At 52.9% G+C, this 25,232-nt stretch carries 18 protein-coding genes; 10 read left to right on the top strand and 8 right to left on the bottom strand.

All coding sequences use genetic code 11. From position 1 onward, the window contains the following. Positions 1–433: 433 nt before the first annotated feature. Positions 434–1,072, top strand: a complete 639-nt coding sequence (locus tag MWU61_RS18795) for a hypothetical protein (RefSeq protein WP_247130003.1) — start codon at positions 434–436, stop codon at positions 1,070–1,072. Next, complete coding sequence (locus MWU61_RS18790) at positions 1,069–2,592, top strand: FAD-dependent oxidoreductase (RefSeq protein ID WP_247130002.1); 1,524 nt, start codon at positions 1,069–1,071, stop codon at positions 2,590–2,592. Before MWU61_RS18795 ends, MWU61_RS18790 begins: the two co-directional genes overlap by 4 nt. On the opposite strand, the gene MWU61_RS18785 is transcribed toward MWU61_RS18790, so the two are convergent. From MWU61_RS18785 to MWU61_RS18775, 3 genes are read right to left on the bottom strand one after another with little or no spacing between them, the layout of a single operon-like run. Further along, positions 2,579–3,472 carry a hypothetical protein gene (locus MWU61_RS18785; RefSeq protein WP_247130001.1) on the bottom strand — a complete coding sequence of 298 codons (894 nt, stop codon included), beginning with the start codon at positions 3,470–3,472 and terminating at the stop codon, positions 2,579–2,581. The two genes, MWU61_RS18790 and MWU61_RS18785, sit on opposite strands and share 14 nt — an antisense overlap. A 43-nt stretch (positions 3,473–3,515) precedes the next feature. After that, the gene (locus tag MWU61_RS18780; protein ID WP_247130000.1) at positions 3,516–4,712 is read right to left on the bottom strand and encodes a glycosyltransferase; all 1,197 of its coding nucleotides are present in this window, start codon (positions 4,710–4,712) and stop codon (positions 3,516–3,518) included. Between the two features lie 59 nt (positions 4,713–4,771). Then, a complete protein-coding gene (locus tag MWU61_RS18775) occupies positions 4,772–6,010 on the bottom strand; it encodes a glycosyltransferase family 2 protein (RefSeq protein ID WP_247129999.1) in 1,239 nt (412 codons plus the stop codon). A gap of 121 nt (positions 6,011–6,131) precedes the next feature. On the opposite strand from MWU61_RS18775, the gene MWU61_RS18770 reads away from it, so the two are divergent. The 4 genes from MWU61_RS18770 (at position 6,132) to MWU61_RS18755 (ending at position 12,086) form a co-directional block, all read left to right on the top strand. Next, complete coding sequence (locus tag MWU61_RS18770) at positions 6,132–7,457, top strand: polysaccharide biosynthesis/export family protein (protein WP_247129998.1); 1,326 nt, start codon at positions 6,132–6,134, stop codon at positions 7,455–7,457. A 112-nt stretch (positions 7,458–7,569) separates the two neighbouring features. Continuing rightward, positions 7,570–8,526 (top strand): glycosyltransferase family 2 protein, encoded by a 957-nt coding sequence (locus MWU61_RS18765; RefSeq protein WP_247129997.1) that lies wholly within the window; start codon positions 7,570–7,572, stop codon positions 8,524–8,526. Continuing rightward, complete coding sequence (locus tag MWU61_RS18760) at positions 8,501–9,544, top strand: glycosyltransferase (protein WP_247129996.1); 1,044 nt, start codon at positions 8,501–8,503, stop codon at positions 9,542–9,544. The genes MWU61_RS18765 and MWU61_RS18760 overlap by 26 nt, the downstream gene beginning before the upstream one ends. A 226-nt stretch (positions 9,545–9,770) precedes the next feature. Next, positions 9,771–12,086 carry a polysaccharide biosynthesis tyrosine autokinase gene (locus MWU61_RS18755; RefSeq protein WP_247129995.1) on the top strand — a complete coding sequence of 772 codons (2,316 nt, stop codon included), beginning with the start codon at positions 9,771–9,773 and terminating at the stop codon, positions 12,084–12,086. On the opposite strand, the gene MWU61_RS18750 is transcribed toward MWU61_RS18755, so the two are convergent. From MWU61_RS18750 to MWU61_RS18735, 4 genes are all read right to left on the bottom strand, one after another. Continuing rightward, positions 12,083–12,979 carry a glycosyltransferase family 2 protein gene (locus MWU61_RS18750; RefSeq protein ID WP_247129994.1) on the bottom strand — a complete coding sequence of 299 codons (897 nt, stop codon included), beginning with the start codon at positions 12,977–12,979 and terminating at the stop codon, positions 12,083–12,085. The genes MWU61_RS18755 and MWU61_RS18750 overlap by 4 nt on opposite strands. Before the next feature lie 8 nt (positions 12,980–12,987). After that, a complete protein-coding gene (locus tag MWU61_RS18745) occupies positions 12,988–14,016 on the bottom strand; it encodes a glycosyltransferase family 2 protein (protein ID WP_247130009.1) in 1,029 nt (342 codons plus the stop codon). Between the two features lie 164 nt (positions 14,017–14,180). Further along, on the bottom strand, positions 14,181–18,182 hold the full coding sequence (locus MWU61_RS18740) for a type I secretion C-terminal target domain-containing protein (RefSeq protein WP_247129993.1): 4,002 nt from the start codon (positions 18,180–18,182) through the stop codon (positions 14,181–14,183). A gap of 542 nt (positions 18,183–18,724) precedes the next feature. Beyond that, positions 18,725–19,669 carry a glycosyltransferase family 2 protein gene (locus MWU61_RS18735; protein ID WP_247129992.1) on the bottom strand — a complete coding sequence of 315 codons (945 nt, stop codon included), beginning with the start codon at positions 19,667–19,669 and terminating at the stop codon, positions 18,725–18,727. Between the two features lie 62 nt (positions 19,670–19,731). Between MWU61_RS18735 and MWU61_RS18730 the strand changes: the two genes are divergently transcribed. The 4 genes from MWU61_RS18730 to MWU61_RS18715 all read left to right on the top strand — a co-directional run bounded on the left by MWU61_RS18730 (position 19,732) and on the right by MWU61_RS18715 (position 23,656). After that, on the top strand, positions 19,732–20,553 hold the full coding sequence (locus MWU61_RS18730; protein WP_247129991.1) for a family 16 glycosylhydrolase: 822 nt from the start codon (positions 19,732–19,734) through the stop codon (positions 20,551–20,553). Then, the gene (locus MWU61_RS18725) at positions 20,546–21,508 is read left to right on the top strand and encodes a glycosyltransferase family 2 protein (RefSeq protein WP_247129990.1); all 963 of its coding nucleotides are present in this window, start codon (positions 20,546–20,548) and stop codon (positions 21,506–21,508) included. Before MWU61_RS18730 ends, MWU61_RS18725 begins: the two co-directional genes overlap by 8 nt. A gap of 3 nt (positions 21,509–21,511) precedes the next feature. Beyond that, positions 21,512–22,657, top strand: a complete 1,146-nt coding sequence (locus MWU61_RS18720; RefSeq protein WP_247129989.1) for a glycosyltransferase family 1 protein — start codon at positions 21,512–21,514, stop codon at positions 22,655–22,657. A gap of 78 nt (positions 22,658–22,735) precedes the next feature. Next, positions 22,736–23,656, top strand: a complete 921-nt coding sequence (locus MWU61_RS18715; RefSeq protein WP_247129988.1) for a sulfotransferase — start codon at positions 22,736–22,738, stop codon at positions 23,654–23,656. Here MWU61_RS18715 and MWU61_RS18710 read toward each other — a convergent pair. After that, on the bottom strand, positions 23,653–25,232 hold a 1,580-nt coding region (locus MWU61_RS18710), incomplete at its 5' end, for an SGNH/GDSL hydrolase family protein (RefSeq protein ID WP_348645607.1). The genes MWU61_RS18715 and MWU61_RS18710 overlap by 4 nt on opposite strands.

The raw sequence follows: 25,232 nt of genomic DNA, 5'->3' as shown, positions 1-25,232 counted from the left end.
AGCGTAATGGCCACCGAATCACAGTGTTTCACCGTAAACCTGAGAACCAAACCTTGGGGTTCGGGCACAGTGGTTCTGGAATTTTCATAATTTCCAGGTGTGGTCGTCATAAAATGCTTTCAATAAAAAATGGTCCGGAAGGTAAATAGCGACACGGCTCATATTCGTTGTATACCTTAAATCAGAAAATTTTTCTATCTGTTCGCGCGGCCATGTTTTTAATCCCGCGCAAAAATTTATTTGAAGGTATAAGCGTGGTGATAATGCGGTCATTTTGCTCATTTGCTTTGCTGTCGTGTACCCGATGCTGATCGATAGCCACGTTCATATGTATAGTGGCGTCGACCGGAACGCATTTTTGCATGCCGCCTTCAATAATTTGACACAGGCTGGGCGTCGCGCTGGACTGTCTGACAAGCAATGCGTGCTAATTATGACAGAAACACCTTTGGAATCAGGAATTGATGATTTGATCTTAGGGTGCAACTTGCCGTCCGATTGGACTGTGACATCGCTGCCCGATGATCCACTTGCCGTTCAATTGAACGGCCCCGCTTCGCAAACCCTATTTCTTCTAGCGGGTCGTCAAATAATCACTGCGGAACGAATCGAAGTGCTCGCAATCGGATATCGCGAGAAGGAATTAGACGGCGAACCCATTGATCATGTGATCGGTGCATTGCGCGCCGCAAAGCGACCAGTCATCCTGCCTTGGGGTGCAGGGAAATGGATAGGGCCACGCGGTGCAAAAATAGCAGCGTGGGTTGAAAATGGGCTCCCGCAGGGCATTTTCCTAGGTGATAATGGCGGGCGGCCTATTGGCTTTCCCCAGCCAACTGCTTTCGCAAAAGCCGCTGTTGTGCTGCCTGGCAGTGATCCACTGCCTGTTTCTGGTTGCTGGCGCGACGTCGGTCGATATGGCTTCCATTTACCCGCCACCATTGACCCTGCGCGTCCTGCGCAATCCATCATTTCCGCATTGTGGGACTTAGATACTCAACCCAAGTTGATTGGCCGAAGGGTCAGCTTTTTTACGTTCCTTATCCGGCAAATCCGGCTGCGTTTATCATGAATGGACTGCAACGCGCGACGCTCGATTCCCTTACCACAGCGCCATACGACATTCTCATCGTTGGCGGTGGAATCTACGGCGCAATGGCTGCGCGCGAGGCAGGAATGCGTGGCTACAGGACAGCATTGGTCGAACAAAGTGATTTCGGCGGGGGCGCATCGCATAATTCGCTTAAGATCGTCCACGGCGGTATTCGCTATGTGCAACATCTTGACGTTATGCGTTTGCGGGCCTCGGTCCGCGAGCGGGCGTTCTGGCGCCATGTTGCGCCAGAACTTGTAAAACCATTAGATTTTACAATCCCACTAACCGGATATGGCGTCAAAGGCCCGATAGTATTTCGCGCGGCTGCGATGCTTTATCAGGCTTTGGAATTGGGTTTGCGCGGTCCAGATTTTGGGAGTGCAGGTGTCGTCAGCGACGCTGTAGCACGGCAACAGTTGGGGCAATTGGCACCCAAAGACCTTACCGGCGGTGGCGTTTGGCGTGATGGGCAGATGTTAGATACCGGTCGGCTGCAGATCGCTGTCCTGTCTGCGGCCGCAAGATACGGTGTGCATATCGCCAATTACATGGCGGTTGACGCACTAGCCCACAGCGATGGACGGGTTGGTGGCGCCAGTGTGACAGACCTGACGAACGGAGGCACCGGTAAGATTTCGGCGCGTGTTGTTTTGTCCTGTACAGGCGGATCTGCAAAATCGCTGGCGTCAAAAGTGATTTACCCAGAGGCACAAGACCGATTTCCTGCGTTCGCACGCGCGCTCAACATCGTTGTTGATCGTCAGATAGGTGACCGAGCAATGGGAATTGTAGGAACGGAAAAGTCGGATGCAATTGTTGATCGCGGCGGGCGCATGTATTTTCTGACGCCCTGGTCGGGTTTGACGATCATTGGCACTCACGAAGCCCCCGCTTGCAGCCATGGGACTGACACGGCCGTTGCCGATTTCCTCGATATCCTGAATCGCGCAGCACCCGCTCTTGAACTGAAGTCGACGGATGTTTTGCATACTTTTGACGGAATGATCCCCGCAGACGTGGATGATGACAGAACCGGCTCGGTGCGTCGTCAGACCGCTGGAACGCTGCTGGATCATACTTCTGATGGTGCCGCGGGTCTGATTAGTGTCATTGGGGTCAAATATACCACGGCGCGTGCAATTGCCGCGCGCGCAATGGATGTCGCGGCATTACAGCTTGGCGGCGTTCCTGCCTCCAAAGAAATGCAACGGCAGAGTCTGACAGAGAAGCTGCCGAATGCTGCCCATCTGCCTGTTGATCTTGACGACATTGAAGCGCTGACTGCACGCATGGACCATGCCATGCAACACGAAATGGCTATGACTCTGGATGACGCGGTGAAACGCCGCATGCCTCTCGCTGAATCAGGCGCCTTTTCTGGATCGGAAGGTGCTAAACGGTACGCGCAGCTCAAAAATATTGCGTTAGAAATTGGACTATCGCCTGAGCAATTTCCGCACCGGAAGGCCCTGAAAAAAAGGCTTAATCTGACTTAAATCGGATACAACGGATCCACCAAAATGCGATGAACAAGAGGCCAAATTGCGAGAATATGGCGCGCCAGCTGGGTGTGTGGACGAAAATTTCTTCGATTATGACCGTGTCTGCCGCAATGAAACTACCACGCACTGAAACAACCTCTGCGCTGTCTTCTACGACGCCTTGCAAATTGAACCATTCACCAGTCCATGCCTGCAATTGCACAACATTATCATGATCGCGCTGTACAACCGCACGGTCAAATTCTACCGCAATCCCTAGCCTGTTCGACCCCGGGGAAAGCGTTGCGGTGTAGTGTAAATCGGCGTTGTACGCCGATGACATAAGCGGGAATGGCAGGAGCAGGTAGATGATTGCCAATATCGCAGATGCAGCAGGTCGCGTAATTGGGCGATGTACTGGACGACCAGGCGTCGCGGGCATTTTCACAAGCGCATAAACCATCACACCCACGCCAGTCATCGACATTGCTATGCTCAAAACACTTTCCGGCCAATAAAGACCGAGGTTGAATAAATCCCACGAGAAAGGCGCGAACAGCAGGACCCCGTTGGCCCATTTCGTCTGCGTTGCATCAAGCAGCAAATGTAGCACGACACCGAAGGCCAGCAGCGCAAATGTTCGCCACGGCCTACGAGACAGGAGCGCGAGGCCAGCCGCGAGAACCAGAGTTACAAAGAGGCTGCTTTGGATGGCCGCATATAGACGCAGTTGGATCGTCGAAATATCCATGGCGAGCCCCATAACAATGCGCTGCAAAATCCATGGGATGTCGGATAGGATGCAGCCAACAAGGATCCATTTAAAATCGGAGTCTCGCAGTATGCCCCGCGTGACAAGCGTATGAACTGCAATATGCGCAATTGTGTTTGGCATGGCCGTTTTGTTGTGCCTTTTGTCGCAATTTGGGTGATGGTGCTTAACTAGATGCGAGGGGTTGTTCCACTGCGGCCCTTATTTCTGCGCAAGTTTGCTGGAACTCTGCATTTGGGCGGGCCAATAAGTCTTGCCCTTTTTTCGCGATTTCTTGCGGGTCCAAACTCATAATGAGATCGCATAAATCATCGGCTGACGGTGTCGGGATTGTCCAACCAAGCCCTTCCTCGACGCGGCGGCCCGTCTCTGTGTGTGCCACTGCAATCGAAGGGCAGCCATAGTATCCGGCTTCATAGATACGATTGGGAAGCAGCCATGTGGAATTTGTGCCCAGTTGCCAAAGATCCTGGCTCCAGACTAGATCGCATTTAGTGTAAATTTCAGCCAATCCGTCTGGATATGTATAAGGGCCAAGATATTGTAAATTGGCGGTTTTAGCGAGGGTCGCATCAAAATCCGGTAGCGCGTGACGATGAATGATCCCGTGCATACATATCTCGATCCGATCGTCAAGCCGGCGTGCGGTTTCCGCTAGAATTTCTAGGCTATGTGCGCAGCGCAATGTGCCGACCCACCCGATACTGATAGGCCCTTCTTTGGCCTGCAAGTTGGTCTTGTCGGGCGCGGGGCGGTCGGCGGAATTAGACCCCAACCACAACTTGTTCTCTAACAATGTGACGGGCCCTACCCAGCCCTGCACAGGCTTAAAATATTCATTTACAAACGCAGGCGACGACACGATGAGCGCTGATGTACGTTTCAGCAACATCCGTTCGAACGCGCGCACAAGGCGCCCTTTGCGCCCCTGATCCGTCATGAGCCCGTGTATGTCGAGACATTCGTAAATTAAGGGTGGCGCTGGTCGTATCATGGTGCGAGCGGCGACTGCGATCGCAAGCATATCGAGGTTGCGTGCGACGATCACATCAAAGTTTTGAAGCTGTTTGCGGTGTTTAGGTAAGGTTGCGATGGCGCGTGCAATAGCGCAAAGGCGCTGACCCATGGCGGCATGGTGCGTTGTGCCAAGGTGGATGTTGTCCCAAAAAACCGCAGGCCCATCATCATCACCATCGACGTCCCGCCGCATAGTCACGGCCCGCAAATCAAGACCACAATCTAGAAAAGAACGGATTCTGCGAATGTGCGACGGTTCTGATGAATCAAACCCAAAAAAAAGCAGGCGAGTCCGATGGCCAGCTTCACCATCATCAGCGGCGGGTGCTGTAAGCGACTTGGTCATGGAATTCTCCTTGCCATGACAAATACCGCGCGCAAAGCGTTACGGCGTTCTAAAATTAATCATGACGTGGCTGTTGCGTCTAATTGGACGCCCTTTTCGTTGGCCACATCATACGGATCGGTTCGTTCAATTGCAGACATCATGGGTGTTTCGGTCGGTTTGTTGTGTCCGCGGGATAAGGCGATCGCCAGTTGTGTAATTTTCATTGCCTCCCCCAAATTCTTTGCGCGAATGGCATCCCGCAAACGCCAGCGAAGCCCACGACGCAAAGCCCTTGCGATGGCTGTTCCAGAAATGTTTGATTGTGCAAGATCGGATAATGTGGCCCGTATTTCGGGGGTTGTTGCGCGGTAAATACCATGTTTGCCTGCCATGGCGCGTCGGCAAATTGCTGTTTCTACGGTCGACAACGGGCAATCTGGCGCAATGTTTGCAGCAACTTTGAAATCCGCACAGGCCAGCCCCCAATCGGTGCGACGCGCATAGATACAGGCCCGTTGCAATAAAGCGGCGCGGTGACTTGCCTGTGGCGAGCCACCGTACATTGTCGCATAGCGCGACAGCGGAATACTGTCGTAGAAAGGCTTGAACACGGCGCGATCCGCTGCCTCCCAAACCTCGTCTGACCGTGCGGCGGAATGGCGGGCAGCTGCTGGGCCTCTTTCTCCGTCGTGTTTGCGCTGCAAGAACAACGGCGTATCCGTCACTACCACAGGTTTGTGCAAAGCAAGACGGACTATCATATCGTAATCAATGGAACGCGGCAGATCTTCCTTGAAAGCACCCACTGCGTGGTAGGCCGTGCGTCGCACCAAAGTTGCGTTTTGAAACAGAAAAATATCTTCAAGGAGGTGTCGCAGTACAGATCCTTGCGACAGATCCGGCCAGTACCCCGGACCCTGTTCAATACGGTCACCGGATGTGGGGTCGGTATGGAAGCGGCGATAACCACCCCCTGACGCACCCGCATCAGGGTATTTCACGAGCAGTCCTACCAAAATTTCAACAGCATGGGGCAAAGCGATGTCATCGTCGTCGCAAATCCAGATCAAATCACCTGTCGCTTTAGCCATTGCAGCGTTGAGCGCGCGCGATTTGCCGCCGTTTTCTGCCCTGAAATACCGGATTGGACCATTTGCAGCACGCACTACGGATTCGGTTTCATCAGTCGATCCGTCGTCCCAAACAATTACTTCATCTACCTGACATGTTTGATTAAAAATAGCCGCAAGCGCCTCCGATAAAAACGCCGCTCGGTTGTACGTTGGTACAATCGCGGTAATTTTTTGGGACGTCATTTGCATTTATCCTTCGACGGACGCATTAATTTTGTGTTAATTGTCGTATTATTCAATAGCCGAAACTTGGTCAGCTTGTCAGCTATTTAGGTATCGGCAAAATTTATTTTTGGAATTTTCCATGCTGGCACGTGTGAATATGACGCCACTGTTATGTCTTGCGCTATCTGTTTTGTTTTGTCTCGGTAAATTTCTGCCGGCGCATGCGCAATCTGCCGATCAATTGCTATCGACACCTTCTGCCGAAATCGCGGGCCAAATTAGCGATAGCATTTACGATTTTGGCCCTTTGGATCAAATTAGAGTACGCGTTGTCACATGGGACAATACGGCGTTGGCTTTCCGCAATCTGGATGTTGTTAGCGGCACTTATGTAATCAGCACAGAAGGCCGCGTGATGTTGCCAATTATTGGCGGCGTTGATGCCGTTGGGAAAGACGCCACTGCCCTTTCAAATGATATCGCAGCCGCGTTGAAGGACCGCCTTGGATTGAGCGAACTTCCAAGTGTCACTATCGAAACTGCGGTTTTTCGACCGGTGTTTGTTTTGGGTGATGTTGCCCGGCCCGGCGCGTACGAATTCCGGCCCGGAATGCGTGCGGTGCATCTATTGGCGCAAGCCGGCGGGTATTATCGGGCATCTGATGTGGATGGTGGCAGGTTAGAATTGGAAACCTTACGTGTTGTGGGAAACCTGCGCGAGATTGAACTTAACCTCGCAATATTGCGCATCCGAAAGGCACGTCTAGAGGCAGAAGCAGCAGGCGACGCATCCTTTGAATTGCCAGATAATTTAATGCATCCGGACGGCGCTGCTGCAGTAAACGCAATCCTTGTGCGCGAACGCGAAATTTTTCAGACACAACGCGAATCTCATGCGTTGGAAGTCGAATCGCTCGAATCTTCCCGGGCATTGCTAGAACGTGAAGTAACTGTTCTGAAACAAAAGCTGGAAGGAATCGCCGTACAGGTTGGTATTATGGCTGATGCGGTCGGAAATCTAGAATCGTTGTTAGACCGTGGCCTTACCCGATCGCCCGCTTTGCTGAATTCCCAGCGCGCCCTCTTCGAGCTCGAAGCGCGGCACTTAGACGCCGAAAACCAAATTTTCCGTGCCAGCCAGTCGCTGAAAGAGGTCGAGCGTGACTTGATCGAAACGGTGCAGCGCAAAATTCGTGAAAACCTGACCCAATTGCAGTCTATCAATTCTGAAATCGACCAATTGACGTCACGCCGAGAGACCCAGCGCGGCGTATTGGCTGTTACAAATCAAGCTGCGACGCTCATAGACGAAGCAGAGACGAACGTACCGCAACCTGTCTTCAGGATCGCACGTGATGTTGGTGGGGTCTTTATTAGCGAAACAGTGACACCAGACGTCATATTGCGCCCTCTGGATACGCTTGAGATCAGTTTGTCGCAGAAGGAGGCGCTACCATCGAACTAGTAGTAAACGATCAGTTTCGGCAGCTTATTTGTCGGCCATCCGATCGCAGGTGTCAGCGGTGCAGCGATCCCGCAACTGCTGGACCGTCTGTAGGGGCGAGAGGTCTGGTATCATGTTAGATGTAAACGAATTTTGGACGTCTGAAGAGTTACTAAACCGCCCCGATGTATCGGTAATTGTGCCTCTACATAACGAAGAGGAAAGCGTTGGGCCGCTTCACGCGGCGATCATCGCGGCGCTAGAACCAACCGGTCTCGCGTTCGAAATTCTGCTTGTCGATGACGGCAGTCGAGATGACACTTGTTTGCGTGCCGCTGCTATTGCAGCTGATGATGACCGGGTCGCGGTATTGGAGTTCCGGCGTAATTTTGGCCAAACAGCGGCCATGCGCGCTGGTATCGAATACGCGCGTGGTCGCTTCTTGATCACGATGGACGGCGACCTGCAAAACGATCCTGCAGACATTCCGATGATGCTTAACAAGATGCACGAGGGATATGATCTTGTCGTCGGCTGGCGCATCAATCGAAAAGATAAGGCGTTGTCGCGTAAGTTACCGTCCAAAGTTGCCAATTGGCTAATCGGTAAAGTCACCGGATTGCCGATCCGCGACAACGGGTGTTCGCTGAAAGTTTATCGCGCCGAAGTCATTAAAGCAGTGCCGCTCTATTCCGACATGCACAGGTTCATTCCCGCCATGACAATCCCGATGGGTGCGCGAATTGCACAAGTTGGCGTTCGTCACCACGCCCGCCAATTCGGCGAATCCAATTACGGATTATCGCGTGTATTCAAGGTTTTGCTAGATCTTATTTCAATCAAGTCGTTACTGTACTTTGGCCGTCGCCCACTGTCTGCGTTCACGTTTTCGGGGGGGGTATTTGCGCTTCTTTCACTGACGTCGTTGATCTTTCTGGGTGCGACCGCCGATGGCTCGCAGGTCGTGCGCATGACGTTAACCGGGCTCTTTGGTGTTACGTCGGTATTTTTATTGTTGTGTGGCGTTCTCGTGATGCTGGCTTTTCGCAACGCCGCCACTTTGGATGGCGAAGACGAAAACCGGACATGAAGCGTCAAATGGAGGTTATCTAATTATGAATAATGCTTTTAACGCGGAAATACCGCAAACGCCCGAGTTGGATTCGACACTCGATTTATCAGTTGTCATCGCAGTTGACGGCGCGCCTGATTTACCCGGTACGGTGAGTTCTTATCGTTCGATGCTAGACGCACTTAACATGACGTATGAAGTCATTTGCGTCATCAATGATACCGATGATGCCCTGCGCAGGTCGCTGGATAACTTGACCGATAGCTGGGACGAACTGGCCATAATCGGTCAGCGCGCGTGGAACGATGAAGACGCGGCCCTGCTAAGAGCAGTGAACCGCTGTCGCGGTGAATATGTGCTGACCGTGGCTGGTTGGCCTGAACTTGATCCGGCGTCGCTTCCGGCTTTGATTGAAGCTGTACGCGACAAAGATATGGTAGTGGCAGCACGCGAAGGGCGGCAGGCGTCGCACCGTAACCGGGTTTTACAGTGGATATTCTCAAAATACTTCGGAAATTCGGTATCTGACATTTTCTGTCGTACGCGCATTGTTCGCCGCGAGGTTCTTGAAGAAATCTGTGGTTTTGGCGTTCGCCAGCACTTTCTACCTGCCATCGCGAGTGAACTTGGCTATTCGGTCACAGAACTTACTTTGCCTCAGGCTGATAGCGACGCGCCGGGAACTGCGAAGTTTGTGTTTAAACCCTTTGCACATGTGCGTGCGCTTTTCGATGCACTGATGTTGTATGTTGTTCTCAAATTCTTGCGCCGCCCGCTGCGGTTTTTTGGTGCGATCGGAATGCCGATCCTGCTGGTCGGATTCATGATTACGCTGGTCTATCTCATCGGCCGCATATTTGGCATGATGTCTCTTGCCGATAGGCCGGGGTTGATTTTTGCAGTCCTGATGGTCGTTTTGGGAATTCAGATTATTGCGCTGGGGCTAGTCGGAGAGATTATTGTCTTTGCCAAAAGTCGGAAACAAAAACAATACGCGGTAAAGGCATTGATCCGGCGTGGTCCAAATGACTCGTGATCAACGCACTACAAAACGAATCGAGAGTACACTTTTTCGCGTGTTTAAAACGCATCGCTTGAGACAATGCGATGCGCCTGTTAACCTGAAAGGATAGATTTGTCGCACGATGCTTGTTTAGATAGTATGACGATCATAGTTTTTTGATTTATTTATGTAAGTTCCGCTTTTCCCATTATATTATTTTCTTCGGGATTTGCGGACATTGTGAAGACACAGGTTTCGGATGAACAACGTGGCGGATGATGGACTTCGACGGACGGCCCTCGGCCGTAACAATGACCATCGCGATGTCGCCGAAGACGCTTCTTTTACCCTCAACTTAGGCGAAATAGCACGCATACTTTGGCGTAACGTTTGGGTCATTGCGCTATGCACGGTCATTGGTGGTGCAGTCGCGACCTACAACGTATTGCGGATCACGCCGACCTATGTTGCGACTGCACAGATCCTATTGGGTCAAGAAAATCAGGCTGACAATGCATTGGGTTCGTTGTTTCAACAACTCGAGCGCGACAATAACGAGATTTACGGTGAAATCTCGATCATGACCTCGGGCCGGTTTCTGTCACGCGTGTCAGAGGCATTGTCGTTAGAAGACCTGCCTGAATTCAACCCCGCCTTACTACCGGCGCCCCAAGAACCGTCATTGATTGAAAATGCGACGTCCGCGATTAAGTCGATGGTCAAATACGTTCTCAGTGCGGAAGACAGCGATCCGGACCCTGCCCCACCACAAGATACTGACGCGACTTCGATGGACGACGATAGTGCGGCGGCCAATTTGCGGCTTGCCGCGTCAGCCGAACGGACTGTGCGTGGTGATCAAGCCGTTTTTGTCGATACGCTGGCAAGGCGACTGGTTGTGCGTCAGCAAGGCAGCTCTTCGGTGCTTGATATTCGTTTTACATCACCTGATCCGATCGTTGCAGCTGCAGTCGCCAATACAGTCGCTGATCAATACATTGCCTTCCAGCTTGAGGATAAGCTGGCATCTATCAAGCGTCTGACCGACGGGCTCGATGAACGCATTCTGGATATGCGCAGCCGACTTGAAGCGTCTGAACGCAATGTGATCGCATTCCGTAGTCAAAGCCTTGATGGCGACAGCGGCGGGACTGGCTGGATGGAACAGCAGCTTGGTGAATTGTCGCGTCGTCTGGTAAACGCGACTGCACAACGGTCAGAATTGGAAGCGGAACGTGGACAGATTAGCACTCTGATAGAACAACAAGGTTTCGCCGCTGCTGCTGAGGTACTCGATTCCGATCTCATTCGCCGCTTGCAGCAAGAACGGGCCGAACTAGAGTTGCGTGCAGCACAACTGCGAGACAGGTTCGGTAGTTCTGGCGGTCGGATTGAAGATATTGGACAGCAAGTTACGGCCATCGACCAAGCCATTGAATATGAAGTTCTGCGCATTCTGGCGGAGAAAGAGAACGAGGTCGCCGTCGCTGCCGCGCGTGAAGCATCCGTTCGTCAGCAGTTCAAAGACCTGAAAGAAACGTATTTGGAATGGGAACGCGAACAGATTGCGCTTTCCGAACTGGAACGCGAACGCGATGCTAACCGTCTTGTCTACGAAACATTTTTGACGACATACAGCCAAAGCACGGAAACGGTTGCTTTGCAGGCCGCCGACGCGCGGGTCGTCAATTACGCAGAACCGCCGCGCAATCCAGCTGCACCACGCAAGAAGGTCAGCGTCGCATTGGGTCTGATCGCAGGTCTTTGTGCCGGTCTCGGGCTTACCTTTTTGCGCGCATTTCTTGATCGTTCCGTTGACGGATTGGTGAAATTACGACGTCTTTTGAAAGGGATCCCGATCTTTGCAACAATACCTGTCGCACGCGGATTCCTTGGTCGTGTTGACCCGTTAAAAGCGATCGGTCAGCCGCGGAACGCTGCGCTAACGGAATCCGTACGGACACTACGCAATATGTTGATCATCGGGCGTAAGTCATCGGGCATGAAGATTGCTGTCATGTCATCGCTGTCCAACGAAGGCAAAACAACAACAAGTTTGCTTCTTGCTCATGCTGCGGTGCAGGCGGGTAAAAGCGTTGTGGTTGTTGAAACCGACCTGCGGCGCAGCTCGATAGCGCGTGTATTGAATGCTCCTGATCGGCCTAACCTCGATGATCTGTTAAACGATCAAAGCACCGCACCTTTGCGCAGTATCCTGCGAAAGGATGAATTGACCGGTGCCTACATTCTACCGGCGCAACAAGGGTCCGGCGATCCTGGTAGTGTTCTTTTGTCAAATCGAATGTCAGCATTGATCAACCGTCTCGAAGCTGAATTCGACATCATTGTGTTCGATACTCCTCCAATGTTGTCCGTGTCTGATGCGCTACCCATTTTGCGTAAGGCCGACGAAATCGTGCTTGCCGTTCGCTGGAAAAAAAGTTCGGCTGATGCTTTGGAGGATTGTTTGCGACAGTTGCGTGTCGCCGATATTACACCGACTTGCGCTGTGATGACGATGGTTGGACGCAGTGAACCGCAAAACTATGCGGCTGGTGATTACGCCGTTTACTAAGGCGATCCGCCATAATGTTCGCTTTGGCGCAGCGACAAGCAGCCAGCACACACTCCAACGTGCAGCACACCGCGCAACAACCAGCGGAAACGTCGCGCGCGAATAGGCGCGTTAAAAACGGTCATTATTCCGCAATATCCTGCCTTTAAACATGCGGAAAGTGCGAGCTTCGCCCGAGCAACGTTAGTTGTGGCAGAAGCTGCGTAGCTTTGCCCCATACGATAGCGTCGCCGTGCAAGCCACGTGAGGCTGAGCCTTGCATCAGGGACGCTTTCCCACGCGCGGGCGGCATCGCAGATTTCAAAATGTGCTCCGGCACGGCGCAGACGAAAGAAGAATTCGGTGTCTTCACCGCCAGAGCGTCCCCGCGCGAGATCAAATCGTTCGTTCTTCCACGGCACGCCAGCACCCCATCGCAAAAGCACATTTCCGCTAATGCCTGTTTCGACTTGCCCGTTCCGTCGCACTGGATAACTAGAATGGTAGTCACCCGCTTTGATCCAGCTTGGCGCGGTGTCGTCGTAGGATGCGATGACTGGGCCAAATACTGCATCTGCTTCTGTGTGATCGGCCGTCGCTAAAAGCTGCGTCAACCAATCGGGTACGACCCATTCATCATCGTCCAAAAAGCAAATAAAATCCGCGTCCGCATCAACAGCATCAAGACAAGCGTTGCGCGCAATCGAAATATTGCGGGCCGGTGCATGAAGGTAGTGAACAGGCCACGGCAGATCGTCGGTGACAGCCGCCACGACATCCCGCGCGCTTGGAGTGTCGTCATTGTCTGCAATCACGACACGGACTGAGACGTCGGTCGCCAAATCCATAGTCGCTAAAGATTCAAGTGTGCGGACGACCTCGGGACGGCGGAAGGTGCAAAGGAGGATATTCACCAATGTATTCATCGTTTCACGCGATTGCCTAAGATCATTTGCCACAAGAATCCGGCACCCCAGGCATTGTGCATCGCACCTAGAGCAGCGCCGGCCCAAAGCCCGCAAAGCGTTCTCAGGCGCACCGCGGCGATCGCTGAAACGGCGACTAGTAAAGCAAGGTAAGCTGCTGGAAAGATCAACAACAGCGGAAAGACAGGCGTCGCAATAAGCGAAAGCGCCAAAACGGCAAAGTTCACTGCAGGAATAAGCTGGCGAATTCGTGGCCGCATGCGATGTTTGGTGACAGTACGTGCGCGGCCACGACCGTAAAACCAGTATTGCTTGGTGAGTTTAAGCAGCGTCGGCCGCATACTATAGTCGAGCCGAATGTCGGCATCCAATCTGATCCGACCTCCGGCCTGCGTCAGTCGACGATCAAATTCCGCGTCTTCGTTATGACTGAAGCTTTCATCGTAACCGCCGATCCGCCGGAACCAGTCGACGCGAAAACCGGCATGATGACCATGATCAACCCAACCGCTGCGTTGTCCGCCCCGATGAGCGGACCCACCCGATCCAAGTGGCGTGTCGGCAACCCACGCAGCTGCGCGTTGAAAACAACTTATTCCCACGGCATCCATTGGTGTGACGATCGATGCCGCCTCAGGTAAATCGCTCAGGGCTTGCGCCACCCGCGCTACATAGTGCTGCGGATAGATCGCGTGGGCATCACAACGAATGACAAATTCGGTGTTTTGATCTGAACATTCCCGCACAACCTTGTTAATAGCTGCTGCCTGTAAACGGGCGGGATTTTGGATAAGAGATAGCGCTGCGTGATCCGCAATCATTGCAGTCACAATGGCACACGTATCGTCCGTGCTGCCGCCATCTGCTACGACGACACGGGTGCCAGCGATCCAAGTATCAGAAAGCAATGATTCAAGGCATTCGCGAATGTGGGACGCTTCGTTAAGGGCAGGGATCGCCACCAGAACTTTTTCGGCGGGAACACAAGTTTCACTCGCTCGTGAACCCCGGTTACTATGGGTCATAGACCGGTTGTTAGGGGCTGTTTGGGCGTTGAAATCAAGGGTGCTCATAACACCTTAAGCATGCCGCATTGCGGGCAATCCAGCAAATCAAAAAGCGTTAGTGCATATAAAAAAGAAAAACGCCGATCTCTGGAAAGAGACCGGCGCAATCACAAGGAAGTAGTTTAGAAAATTAGAGCATCAGCCTCGATAAGATCGGTCAATGTCAGCCCATCAGTATCGCGCAATTCTGCGACTTCGATGAAGCTATCTTTCCCGCCGTCGGTATCAATCGACAGTACAGAAGACGTGCCGCTCGTATTCAATTGCATGAAATCGTCCACCATCTCTGCACTGATACCCAGCAACACATCTGAAAAGTCCAGCTTATCACCCTCGTTTACGGAAAAATCCTGAATGTCATCGCGGCCATTGCCGACATCTTCTGACATGAACAGGAACGTATCCGCACCATCGCCACCCGATAGTTCGTCCGCACCCAAACCACCAACGATAACGTCATCGCCATCACCAGTATTCACAACATCATTACCTGCACGAGCAAACACGATATCGTTAGCCTGAGTTCCGTTGAGTATTTCCGCTTGGTTAGTCCCAACGATGCTGTTTGACGAAGTTTCGTCGGCCACAAGTCGTAACGTACCCGCTGCGACCGAGATTTGTTCGGGCGTCATGTTCCGCAGTTCAGCAACAGACTCGGTGCCTTTGCCAGGAATTGCAATCGAGACAATAACGCCAAGATAACTATCCGCGACCGATACAGCTGCTTCCGCCTCTGCGGCGGTCCAGCCGTAAGCTTTGGAAATCTCTGTGAAATCAATGACATCACCCTCTTCAGGAGAAAAATCTTCGATCCGGTCACGTTTGTCAGTAATGTCGTCTGGTCCCCAAGCAAAGATATCTGCGCCTGATCCACCGCCAAGATTGTCTGAACCTGCACCACCTTTAAGGATGTCGTTGCCGTCCTCACCGCGAAGGCGATCATTACCATCGCCCCCGATCATCAAGTCATTTCCGGCAGTGCCAGTCATCCAATCAGCTTTGGATGACCCCATAATCGTGTTTTCCGGCTCTGGTGTCGGAGCAACGTCAACAACAACGGGTTCAGGTTCAGCAACGACTGGATCAGGGGTGTCGATTTCTGTTGGGGTGTCGTCGATAGGCGTGACCGGCTCCTCCAAAACGTCATCCACTCCAGTGGGTCCTTCTTCGAACAGTCGCAGGGTGCCGGCAGAAACAGAAATCTGATCAGGTGTTATGTCCCGCAGTTCGGCAATCGCCACAAACTCATCGAAAATCTTGAGCGAAATCGTAGTGCCAAGGAAACTGACTGTAACTTTCAGTACTTTCGACAAAGTTGCTTCGTCCCAGCCTAGCGCTGCTACTATTTTTGTAAGATCGATGACATCACCGTCTTCAGGTGAGAAATCTTCGATGCGGTCGCGACCGGTCCCCAGACTGTCCATTCCCCAAACAAAAACATCCGCGCCGGACCCGCCGCCGATATTGTCTTTACCTGCACCACCATCGAGCACGTCATCACCGTCTTCACCACGCAGTCGGTCACGGCCATCATCGCCATAGATGTAATCGTCTTCCGGGGTCCCAATCATCCAGTCGTCATCTTTATCACCGATGATCGGATTGTCGGACGTAGGATCCGTGGTTGGGACATCGTTGACCGGTTCGCTAATTGTGTCCGCGGGGTCTTCGACAGGCGGTTCGACTACAGGATCATTGCCTGTCGTAGGTTCTTCTTCAGGATCGTTATCGACAGCGGGCTCTTCCTCGACCGGGTCATCAACAGGATCATTCGCGGGCTCCGTTGGATCGTTGGTTGGATCCACAGGGTCGTGTACGGGATCCGTTGGATCGGAAGTATCGTGACCGCCGTGATCAGCATCTGAATGTTCATCCGTCCTTCCAAACCCGATATCATAATCAGGATTGCCGATTTCCGGCGGAACGAAGTTGTGAAGATTGTACTTTTCCATCAGGCTTGTGTCGAAGCCGCGCAGTTCGATTTCGATGACAACGGGATGATGTTCTGCTGTCAGACGGTCAGTGATCCAGTTAACCACTGGTGAATACCAAGTGCCATCGGCGCGTTGGACCGCGCCGTGCAAATCGAGAAATTCTTCCAACGTGAATTCTGAATGATAGGTCTTGTTGCCACCGTCGAGTTCGGCATCGATACCCGAAATCTGCCGATAATAGGGCAATTCAAAGTATTCGTTGAAGACACGTGTGCCAAGGCTATCACGCGTTGTACCATGAATGCTCAGGCTTAGATCGTCTGGTGTGACTGTCAGATCAGCGCTTGAATACGGGGTGAAAGTCACGTGATCGATTGGCGTTATATCACTGCTATCGACGATAATCGGCTTGGTATATTGGTCACCGATATCCGTTAGATGGCTCGTCGAGATAAGCTTGTCGACATTTTTGGTTGTGACATCAATCATCATGCCTTCATGGGCCAGACCTTGAACACCGTAGACAGTGCTATAGTTGGCCACTTCGACGTTATTCATAATGCCCGCCGACGTTTTCACGCCTGTCACGAATGCAGTCTTGGCGCCATCAGCCCCAATAAGCAGTGAATCCTTTAGCAGGTAATTCGACGTGTAATTCATCATATCGAACGCGGTGCCAGACATTTCCCAAGCTGTGAAATCGTCAATGACGCTTTGCAGGTCACTATCGTGGGAAAAAGCGCGGTGATAAATGCGGATACCGGTTTCAGCAGCAAGAACTGTGTTGCCCGAAAAGCTTGTGATCGCTGGTTCTTGGTGGTCGAGAGCAACATCAAAAGGAGACGGGTCAAATTGGACTTCATCCCGTTCGAACATCTTGCGATGCATGCCGTCACCCGAACTGGTGCCAACATCAAAAATTTCGCGACCGATGAAACTCCACCCGACTTTTACGTTCGCGGCGATGTTATCGTATTGTTCGATAACGCGAGAATTGTTCTCGTAACCTAGGCCATCCTGGTTGTCCTTGCCGCGTTCGTTGTGACCTACGACCTTCGATACAAGATTGTTGGCCCAGATGCCCTGTTCATTGCCGGTTTCAGACACAATGCCCGCGCCAAAAAGATCATAAACGACGTTGCTGTCGATGATCGCGTTTGATTCATGCTGGGTGATGCCCCAACCCTTACCACCGTTGACCGAATTGCCAATGATCTCAGAGACGGGTTCTCCTGCACCCGCACCTATCTGGTGCAAGTGAATTGAATAGCGGCCCAGTGGGTTACTGTCGTCGTTATCGATGGAAAAATCGGTACGCCCCATGTCACGGAATTCTGCGTATGCGACGATGTTCGCGACATCATCCGGCCCGTCAGTGTCCCCGTTATGCATCATCATATGGCCGCGAACGCCCTCAGGGTTCTCGGACGCGAACACAATATTACGGGACAAGTTTGCGACATAAGTGTCGAGATCAGCGTAGCCATCGGGCGGCATATGATCGTGGGAAAGCGGGCTATCGAACGTGATAGTGTTGCCGTTGATCGCGGTGATGACACGCTCTTCGTCTTGGGTTTGAAGAACTTTGTCGGTCCAGTTGTTGATACCTTCGTAAGACGTCCCAACGAACAGCAGCGTGTCGCCGACGTTCCAGTTCGTTGTGTCACCGGTCACTGTGACAGACGTTGATCCAGCGGAAACACCATCCATCGTCAGATAGCTTTCCTTACTGGCGCCGTAGATGTCTACCTCACCGAAAGCCACAAGCCCGTGGCCAAGCTGACCCGGATCAGATGCCACATCAATCGGCGTATCACGGAAAATGACGACAGCATCGACACCCGGCATGACGGGGCTGTCTTCGGTCCCAATTTCGAAGCGAGATCCGTGCCCCGTAACGATGGTTTCTACAACCATTTTAGTATCTTGCGTCTTTGCCCAAGACAACGTACCGTCGACACGTATCGTATCTAGCGGATCGTCCGAACGTGCGTTGTAAGTGATTTCTAAGTCGGCGGGAATGTAAACGCGGGCTTCTGCACCCGGTACGCGGCCGCCGCTCCAGGTCGCTGGGTCTGTCCAGTCACCTGAGCTAATGGCGGTGTGCGTTGCATTTTCCGGCGCGAGCAAGCCGTTTGCCTGCATCGCGTGCATTTCATGCATCGCGTCCGCTTCATGGTTCATTTCCATCGTTTCGTTTCTCCTATCGAGCTACCGCGGTTTTTCTCGCGCGGAGCTAGCAAATTCATAGTGTCCGGTGGCGCGGCAAAAACTTGCAAACCTGTGTTTGCTGTCGAAATGTTTCCGGCGCCCGGATCGGCGATTTTCACTGTTTAGGAACGCGTACTACAAACAGCTCTGCAGCATTGACTGACGCCCGCGACAGGCCATCAATGCCACTTGATGAATTCACGACACGGCAATCGCCACGTCGATTAGAGCAAAATGATTAAATCGGTCTTACTGCTTCTCTCGGACCTCTTTCAGGCCAGGGGCTGGCTAACCCAGCGGTAAAAGTTAGACAACGCCTTGGAACAGGTTGCCTGCGGTTGAGCTAATAGTGAGAGAATTGCTGCCTAAATTGAGAGGAAGTGAGGCGTGTTCATGCTCATTTTTAGGCAAAGTTGTGCTTCTGACGTAAAGTCAGCTTATGGGCGAATGGGCGGTTTAAAGTATTTTCGATGAATCTTACAGAGCGATTTGCAGTGAGAAACGACCCTGAAATGTGTCTTTCATCGGCGACGCAAACGATTCGTCACGGCTTGTGCAAGTTGCCGAAGAAACCTTCCAGTTGCACGCGGCCGTCGCCAAAGCACTCTTGCTGCCCTCAAAGGACGACGATCACGTAAGGCCGCGAGCGCCTGTTCCGCACTTGAAAGGTCTAGGGTACTTTGCGCCCGCTTTTGCATCATCGCTATGCAATGAGGGTCAAGGTCTTCAGCATGTCGCGCAGCGAACGCCAAATCGGCGCGGGCCAGCGCCGTGGCATGATCCGCATTCAGTCGGCGTGAGATAGACTCGTGTCCGACGGAATAGACGTACCCAGGTTCGGCGCGAAAACGTATCGCCGCGCCATTCGTCAATGCATCAAGGATAAAATGAAAGTCTTCGCCATTGCGAAGATTTTCGTCGTAGCGCAACGTATGCTTCGTGATGAACGAACGGCGTATGACCGGCTTGAGGTACCCCAAGCTTAAGCCGGGCGTGCCGTGCATGTTACCCGCGATATATTCAGCAACGGTCCAATTGTCGTTTTGCGGGTCCCCTGCAAAGGCCAGCGTTGCGGTTTGGTGGAAATCATTCGCCGCATCGCGGGTCATTATCCCGTCACAGACGATATCGGCGTCAACACTGTCGGCAAAATCGATCATCGCGGCAAGCCTGCCGGAAACGAAAGTATCGTCGGCATCCAAAACTGCGACCCATTCACCTTTCGCCTCTGCAAGAGCGGCATTGCGCGCCACTGCCGGTCCGCCATTGCGCTGTTGTGACAGCACGCGCACTTGCGGATGGGCAAGGGCCAAGTCCCGCGCAACAATGAGGGTTTTGTCCGTCGAACAGTCATCAACCACGATGACCTCAAGTGACACTTCTGTTTGTGCTAAAGCGCTTTCGACACTTGCACAAAGGCTATCTTCACTGTTCCATGCCGCAATGATGACAGTTGCTTGAATCATGTTTCAGTCCTACACTTGTCTTCGTGGACGTGTAAACGTCAGTGTACACCGGGATGGGTGACATGAAGTTCATGGTAAGTCTTCTGCTTGTTTGCTGCGGTAGCGTTGAAAGCCTTCATGCCGATACGACAGAAGCCGCGGATGCTAGTGCATTATATTGGCGCTCCGGTGATTTGCAGACCATAGACGCCGATAGCACTGTGCCCTCGCCCTACCAGGACGACGATTGGTATCGCTCGGATTTTGAGATCCAACGCAACTGGATTGGTACAGCATGGCGTGCGGAAAACGCTGTTTTCGCACAAGACAGACTTACGCTACGCCTCGCACCTGTCACTGATGACAGCACGCAGAAATCCTTTTTCGGGGCTGAAGTGCAAAGCAATGATGTCCACGGTTTTGGCCGCTACGAAGTCGTCATGCGACCGTCGCCTGCACACGGCGTGATATCGTCGTTTTTTACCTATACTGGCCCTCATTTCGATGATCCCCACGACGAGATCGACATCGAATTTCTTGGCCGCGATACGACACGGATGTGGGTTCTGGCTTATTCTGACGGCAAGAAACTCCCTGGGAAATGGCTGGAGCTTGGGTTTGACGCTGCAGATGCCCCACATCTTTACGCTTTTGATTGGACTGCCGATCGCATCGTGTGGTTTGTCGATGGTAAGGAGGTTTTTCGCGTCAATTCCCAGAACCCACCTGCCCCACATCATGCGGGCAAGATTTATATGAATATTTGGGCTGGCGGTCCGAGCCAACGTAATTGGTCCGGTGAAGCCCCAGCCGATACGCAAGCTGAGGCACAATATTACTGTGTTTCTTACCAACCCTCAGGTGTGAAGACACCGCAGTGTTCGGATACTTTTTCAATTGAATGAGCAAAATTTCGTTGCGACCATCATCATTTCTGCGTTCAACGCCGAAAAAACTATAAATGCCGCCGTTGCCAGTGCGCTCGATCAAACGGCGGCGGTAGAGGTCGTCGTCGTTGACGATGCGTCCAAAGATTCAACTGCGCAGTTGGTTCAGGCGGCTGCAGATAACGTACCTAACCTGCGCTTGCTGCGGCAAGCTGTGAACACAGGTCCAGCGGAGGCACGTAACCTTGCCCTTTCCAACAGCACAGCGCCTTGGGTTTCGGTGCTGGACGCGGATGACATCATGGCCGCGGACCGGATCGCGAAACTCGTGAAGCGGGCAACAAACGAAAACCTGGATTTCTTGGCCGACGACATTGAAAAATGCTATCCTGGTCAGGACGCTATGCATCGCACTCGGGTCTGGTCGGATACAACGATTGGACTACGCCACATCGATGCCGCGCGCTTTATCCGCTCCAATCTCGCCAGCGGGCGCGGAGAACGTCGCGAGATGGGATTTCTGAAACCTATAATGCGGCGCAGCTTTTTGGATCGGCACAAGTTACGGTACGGCCCTCTTCGGTTGGGGGAAGACTATGACCTTTATGCGCGCGCATTGATATGTGGTGCCCGATTTGGGTTGTGTGATCCCTGCGGCTATATCGCCTTTATCCACGACGATTCATTATCAGGCACTCATCCGACATTTGTGCATGCGGATCTGATGGCGGCCGATGACCGAATGCTCGCCTTGCCAAATCTAACTGAAGAGACGCGCCGTGCTTTGTTTGATCATAAGCTGGAGCATCATAAAAAATGGGTCTGGCGGCGCCTGATTGACGCGGTTCGCGAACGGCAACCGCTGGAAGCGATCAATTGTTTTCGTGCGCCTGTTCCGGTCGCGTTGTCCCTCTCGCGCAAACTGGGCGCTGAAAGCATGCGACGTTTAGGCCGCCGCCTGCGGGGCGGCTAAGGTATGGCGAAACGGTTTGATATCCTCGTCGTAGGCGATGCAAGGTTTCAGGGCGGCACGACGGCCGCAATGGCAACCGACGTGGCTGGATTTTCGGCTCTTGGACTTAAGGTCGGGCTGCTGTTTGTTAGATCTGCTTATTTGCATGATAGCCGCGATCCGGCCAATCCTGACGCGCTGGCGCTGGCTGATCTGCCGGGCGTCACCTTGCTTTCCCCGGGAACGCCCGCGCATGCAGACATCGCTTTTCTACACCATCCATTGGTGTTTTTCCGCGGGATTGAAGAACAATCGCCGCTCACATCGGATTGCGCTATGCTTGTCGCGCACCACGCGCCATTTCGGGCAGACGGATCATTGGAATATGATCCGATCGCAACTTTGCGCAAGATAAAGGCCCGTCTAGGCCTTAACGCACGTATCGCGCCCGTATCTGGTGCTGTGCGGCGGCAATTGCAGTCATTTGCGCCGATGGTGCGGCTGACGAGTGAAGATTGGCCAAACGTTTTTGACACCGATGCGTGGCCGATCGGGCCAGAAATCCTAACAGACACCTCGATAACAATCGGGCGCCACGGGCGAGTTGACGCGCTGAAATGGCCGAAATCTGGCAAAGAGATCATGGCGGCGTTACCCATCGGTCCTGACATCGAAGTGCGGGTATTGGGCTGTCCGCAATCCGACCTGGAAAACCTGAACGCCGACCTGTCACAATGGGACATCCTAGCCTTTGGGGCAGAAACCCCTCTCGCATTTCTGCATAGTCTCGATGTCTTCATTTATCACTATCACCCGGATTTGGTTGAGGCGTTCGGACGAACCGTCGCCGAAGCTGCGCTGACCGGTCGCTATTGCTTGCTCGATCCACGACTGCGTACAAACTTTGGCGACGTTTTCGATTACTGCGAACCTAGTGATGTCGCAAAAGTTCTAGCACAATTGCGCGCGAACCCAGTGCAGGCCCGCCTACGTGCGAAAACGGCGGCGGATGAAATGCGCGCGCGTTATAGTCTTGATAGTATTGGACCGCGTCTTGATCGTTTAGCGAAGGATCCAGGCACAGTATCGCGTCGCGGTGCGGACACCTCTGTTTCGCGTGTTTTGCGCAAACTTGCAGGCCTCTACCGCCGAGATTGGCGCGGTGCTTAACATGACGGCTATGGTTAGGTTTGCTTCACACATCGACGCTCCAAATGCGATCTACCAAATCTACGAACGGAACGTGCCATGCAGATGAAAAGCCGCCGCAAACGTCTGATGATCGCCGCCAGTCTTGCTACGCTGCGTCTGCAGCGCCCACTATCGAATGCCCCCCCGCCAATTTTTATTATTGGATCTGGTCGGTCGGGAAATACGCTCGTGCGTCGTGTGCTGATGGCTTCCGGTGCAATTTATATTCCGCCCGAGACATATGTATTGGGCGAAGTCATCGAAATCTGGCCGCGCACGGCGGTGCTACCATGGCGCGAACGTGTTTGGTTGTTTTGCGCCTATTTCGAAAAACACCCGGAATTTTCGACTTTTGGCCTCGTCAATCTCAATGAATTCGCAGCACAAGCGTCTGCACTGCCAAGAAACGACCGAAATCTTCGCAATCTGATCAATGCCTTCTATCGCTTCCTTGGCAACGCACAGGGCATATCGACTGACCGCTGGGGCGATAAGACACCCTATAACACGCATCACTTGCCAGCGATTGCTGCGCTCTATCCCAACGCCAAATTTCTTTGGCTGGTCCGCGACGGACGCGATGTGGCACTGTCATATGTTGAGGCGGACCTGTATCCCAGCTTGGCGACGGCTGCTGACCGATGGACAAATGCAAATGCAGCTTGCATGGCATTTGCTAAGCGCGGTCTCGACGTCCGGCAGCAGACTTATGAAAACCTTGTGTCTCGCCCAGAAAAAGAATTCGCTGAAATCTTTGCATGGGCTGATCTCGCATTTACGCCGGATATGCTCACAGCCCTGCCCGGCCCTATGGGTGATGTCGAACAACGACGTCACCACGAGAAAGTGCGCAGACCAATCTCGGCCGCATCCGCTGGTCGATGGCGCGATCAGCTTGGGCAGGCGGAATTGTCCACCTTACCGAAGGATTTTTGGCAAATGATGCGCGCCTTAAATTACAAAAACGACGATACCTAGACAAACAGGATGTCTGTTGCTTCCGAAATATCGGAAAGCGCCAGACCTTGCAGATGCGCCAGAACGAAATCAACACCGTCCGGATCGGTCAGACGCAATTCGACACCGCTATCGATCCCGTTGAGATTGAAACCGAGCTCAGCTGTGCTTTCGGTTGTCCAACCAAAGTGTTGCGAAATCCCACTGACATCCAACTTGTCGCCCTCAAGTGCGGAAAAATCGAGGATTCGGTCAGTTACGCCCGCCTCGACAGTATCGATATTGAACACAAACGTGTCCGCACCTCCACGACCCTCGATCAGGTCTGATCCGGCGGCACCGTCGATGATATTGTCACCAGATGTTCCTGAAATCCGATCGCCCGCGCGCCCGCCGATCACATCTACCAATCCCGATGGTGCCCCCTGCCAGTCAAGGCCTGTGCCGCTAAATAATCCGGTTTCAGCTTCAACAAAGGCAAAGAGATCACTTGCATATTCAGTATATGCGGCGTCCGAATAATGAACATCGTCGACCGACAAATGATCAGTGCCTTCAGCCGGTGTAGACGGGACCTGGGCATGAGGATTGTCGAAAAGAAGAAGCGTCGCGTGAGTCGCTTGAAGATCTTCAACCTTTGCACGCAGCCCGCTCACATAGGTGCCATTGCCGACATCGCCGACCACCTCTTCACCATCAACGATACTATAACCTTCGTTGACAAAATGTGCATATTCCATTGGCACATCATGGGTCAGTTTTGGCGCAATCGTCGATATCACTAGATACTTCTCCGCTGAATCGGGCTGCTGGTAAAACTGCGTAACGGCTTTGTCGATATTGTTAACAATGTTAGGCAGATGTATCGGAAAGAAGTTTCCAGAGCGGAATTCGATATCATTCGTACCCGCCATCAAAAGCGTTAGATCAGGCGCAAGCGCTGCAAGATTATCTGACAGGTCAGAATCCTTCCCGCTGCCAACGATTTGACGCAACGCGACAGACGGTTCACCACTGTGATCGCGATCTAGCATTGTGTCAGGGCCGTTGTTGAAAACACCGACGTAATCGACCCAGCCGCCCGCAGCGATGATCGAATCTAGCAAATCGCCACGATACCCGTCGCGGATTGCGGCCACTTCGGTTCCATCCACAACACCTTGTGTAATGGAATCGCCGATTGGGAGGACCTTCGGGGCCAGCGCATATTGGCCAGCTTCCAGATCGATCAACAAGCCCTCAGTCATGACCGCGAAAATCTGATCGTCCGATCCAGCGATTGATATGAATAATTCAGGCCCGTTGAGTGTTGTTGTGTTGCCTTCTGCGTCTGTTGCGGTGACGCGGGTTGTGGCTGTGCCGTCGGCCAGTGCGCTGACGTCGAACGTGGCTGTGCCGTCTGCGGCCAACGGGGCTGAAACAGACCCGCCCGCCCCGTCAAGGATCGTCACCGTTGCGGTGGCATCTGCATCCAGACCGGTCAGATCAAGCGTCACGGCGGTCTCTTCGCCCGGTGCAATTGTGGCATCGGTCATGCCAGCACCCAAAGCCAGCGCCATGTTCCCGTCGTCATCCGCAGATCCCGGAGGAGGCCCCG

Source organism: Loktanella sp. F6476L (assembly GCF_023015725.1).
Lineage (GTDB): Bacteria > Pseudomonadota > Alphaproteobacteria > Rhodobacterales > Rhodobacteraceae > Yoonia.
This window is presented reverse-complemented; position numbering and strand designations above follow the sequence as displayed.

Excerpts from the sequence above, each read along its gene's own strand:
- MWU61_RS18795 (WP_247130003.1), top strand. The coding sequence starts at position 434 with ATGACAGAAACACCTTTGGAATCAGGAATTGATGATTTGATCTTAGGG.
- MWU61_RS18790 (WP_247130002.1), top strand. The coding sequence starts at position 1,069 with ATGAATGGACTGCAACGCGCGACGCTCGATTCCCTTACCACAGCGCCA.
- MWU61_RS18785 (WP_247130001.1), bottom strand. The coding sequence starts at position 3,472 with ATGCCAAACACAATTGCGCATATTGCAGTTCATACGCTTGTCACGCGG.
- MWU61_RS18780 (WP_247130000.1), bottom strand. The coding sequence starts at position 4,712 with ATGACCAAGTCGCTTACAGCACCCGCCGCTGATGATGGTGAAGCTGGC.
- MWU61_RS18775 (WP_247129999.1), bottom strand. The coding sequence starts at position 6,010 with ATGACGTCCCAAAAAATTACCGCGATTGTACCAACGTACAACCGAGCG.
- MWU61_RS18770 (WP_247129998.1), top strand. The coding sequence starts at position 6,132 with ATGCTGGCACGTGTGAATATGACGCCACTGTTATGTCTTGCGCTATCT.
- MWU61_RS18765 (WP_247129997.1), top strand. The coding sequence starts at position 7,570 with ATGTTAGATGTAAACGAATTTTGGACGTCTGAAGAGTTACTAAACCGC.
- MWU61_RS18760 (WP_247129996.1), top strand. The coding sequence starts at position 8,501 with ATGGCGAAGACGAAAACCGGACATGAAGCGTCAAATGGAGGTTATCTA.
- MWU61_RS18755 (WP_247129995.1), top strand. The coding sequence starts at position 9,771 with ATGAACAACGTGGCGGATGATGGACTTCGACGGACGGCCCTCGGCCGT.
- MWU61_RS18745 (WP_247130009.1), bottom strand. The coding sequence starts at position 14,016 with ATGACCCATAGTAACCGGGGTTCACGAGCGAGTGAAACTTGTGTTCCC.
- MWU61_RS18740 (WP_247129993.1), bottom strand. The coding sequence starts at position 18,182 with ATGGAAATGAACCATGAAGCGGACGCGATGCATGAAATGCACGCGATG.
- MWU61_RS18735 (WP_247129992.1), bottom strand. The coding sequence starts at position 19,669 with ATGATTCAAGCAACTGTCATCATTGCGGCATGGAACAGTGAAGATAGC.
- MWU61_RS18730 (WP_247129991.1), top strand. The coding sequence starts at position 19,732 with ATGAAGTTCATGGTAAGTCTTCTGCTTGTTTGCTGCGGTAGCGTTGAA.
- MWU61_RS18720 (WP_247129989.1), top strand. The coding sequence starts at position 21,512 with ATGGCGAAACGGTTTGATATCCTCGTCGTAGGCGATGCAAGGTTTCAG.
- MWU61_RS18715 (WP_247129988.1), top strand. The coding sequence starts at position 22,736 with ATGCAGATGAAAAGCCGCCGCAAACGTCTGATGATCGCCGCCAGTCTT.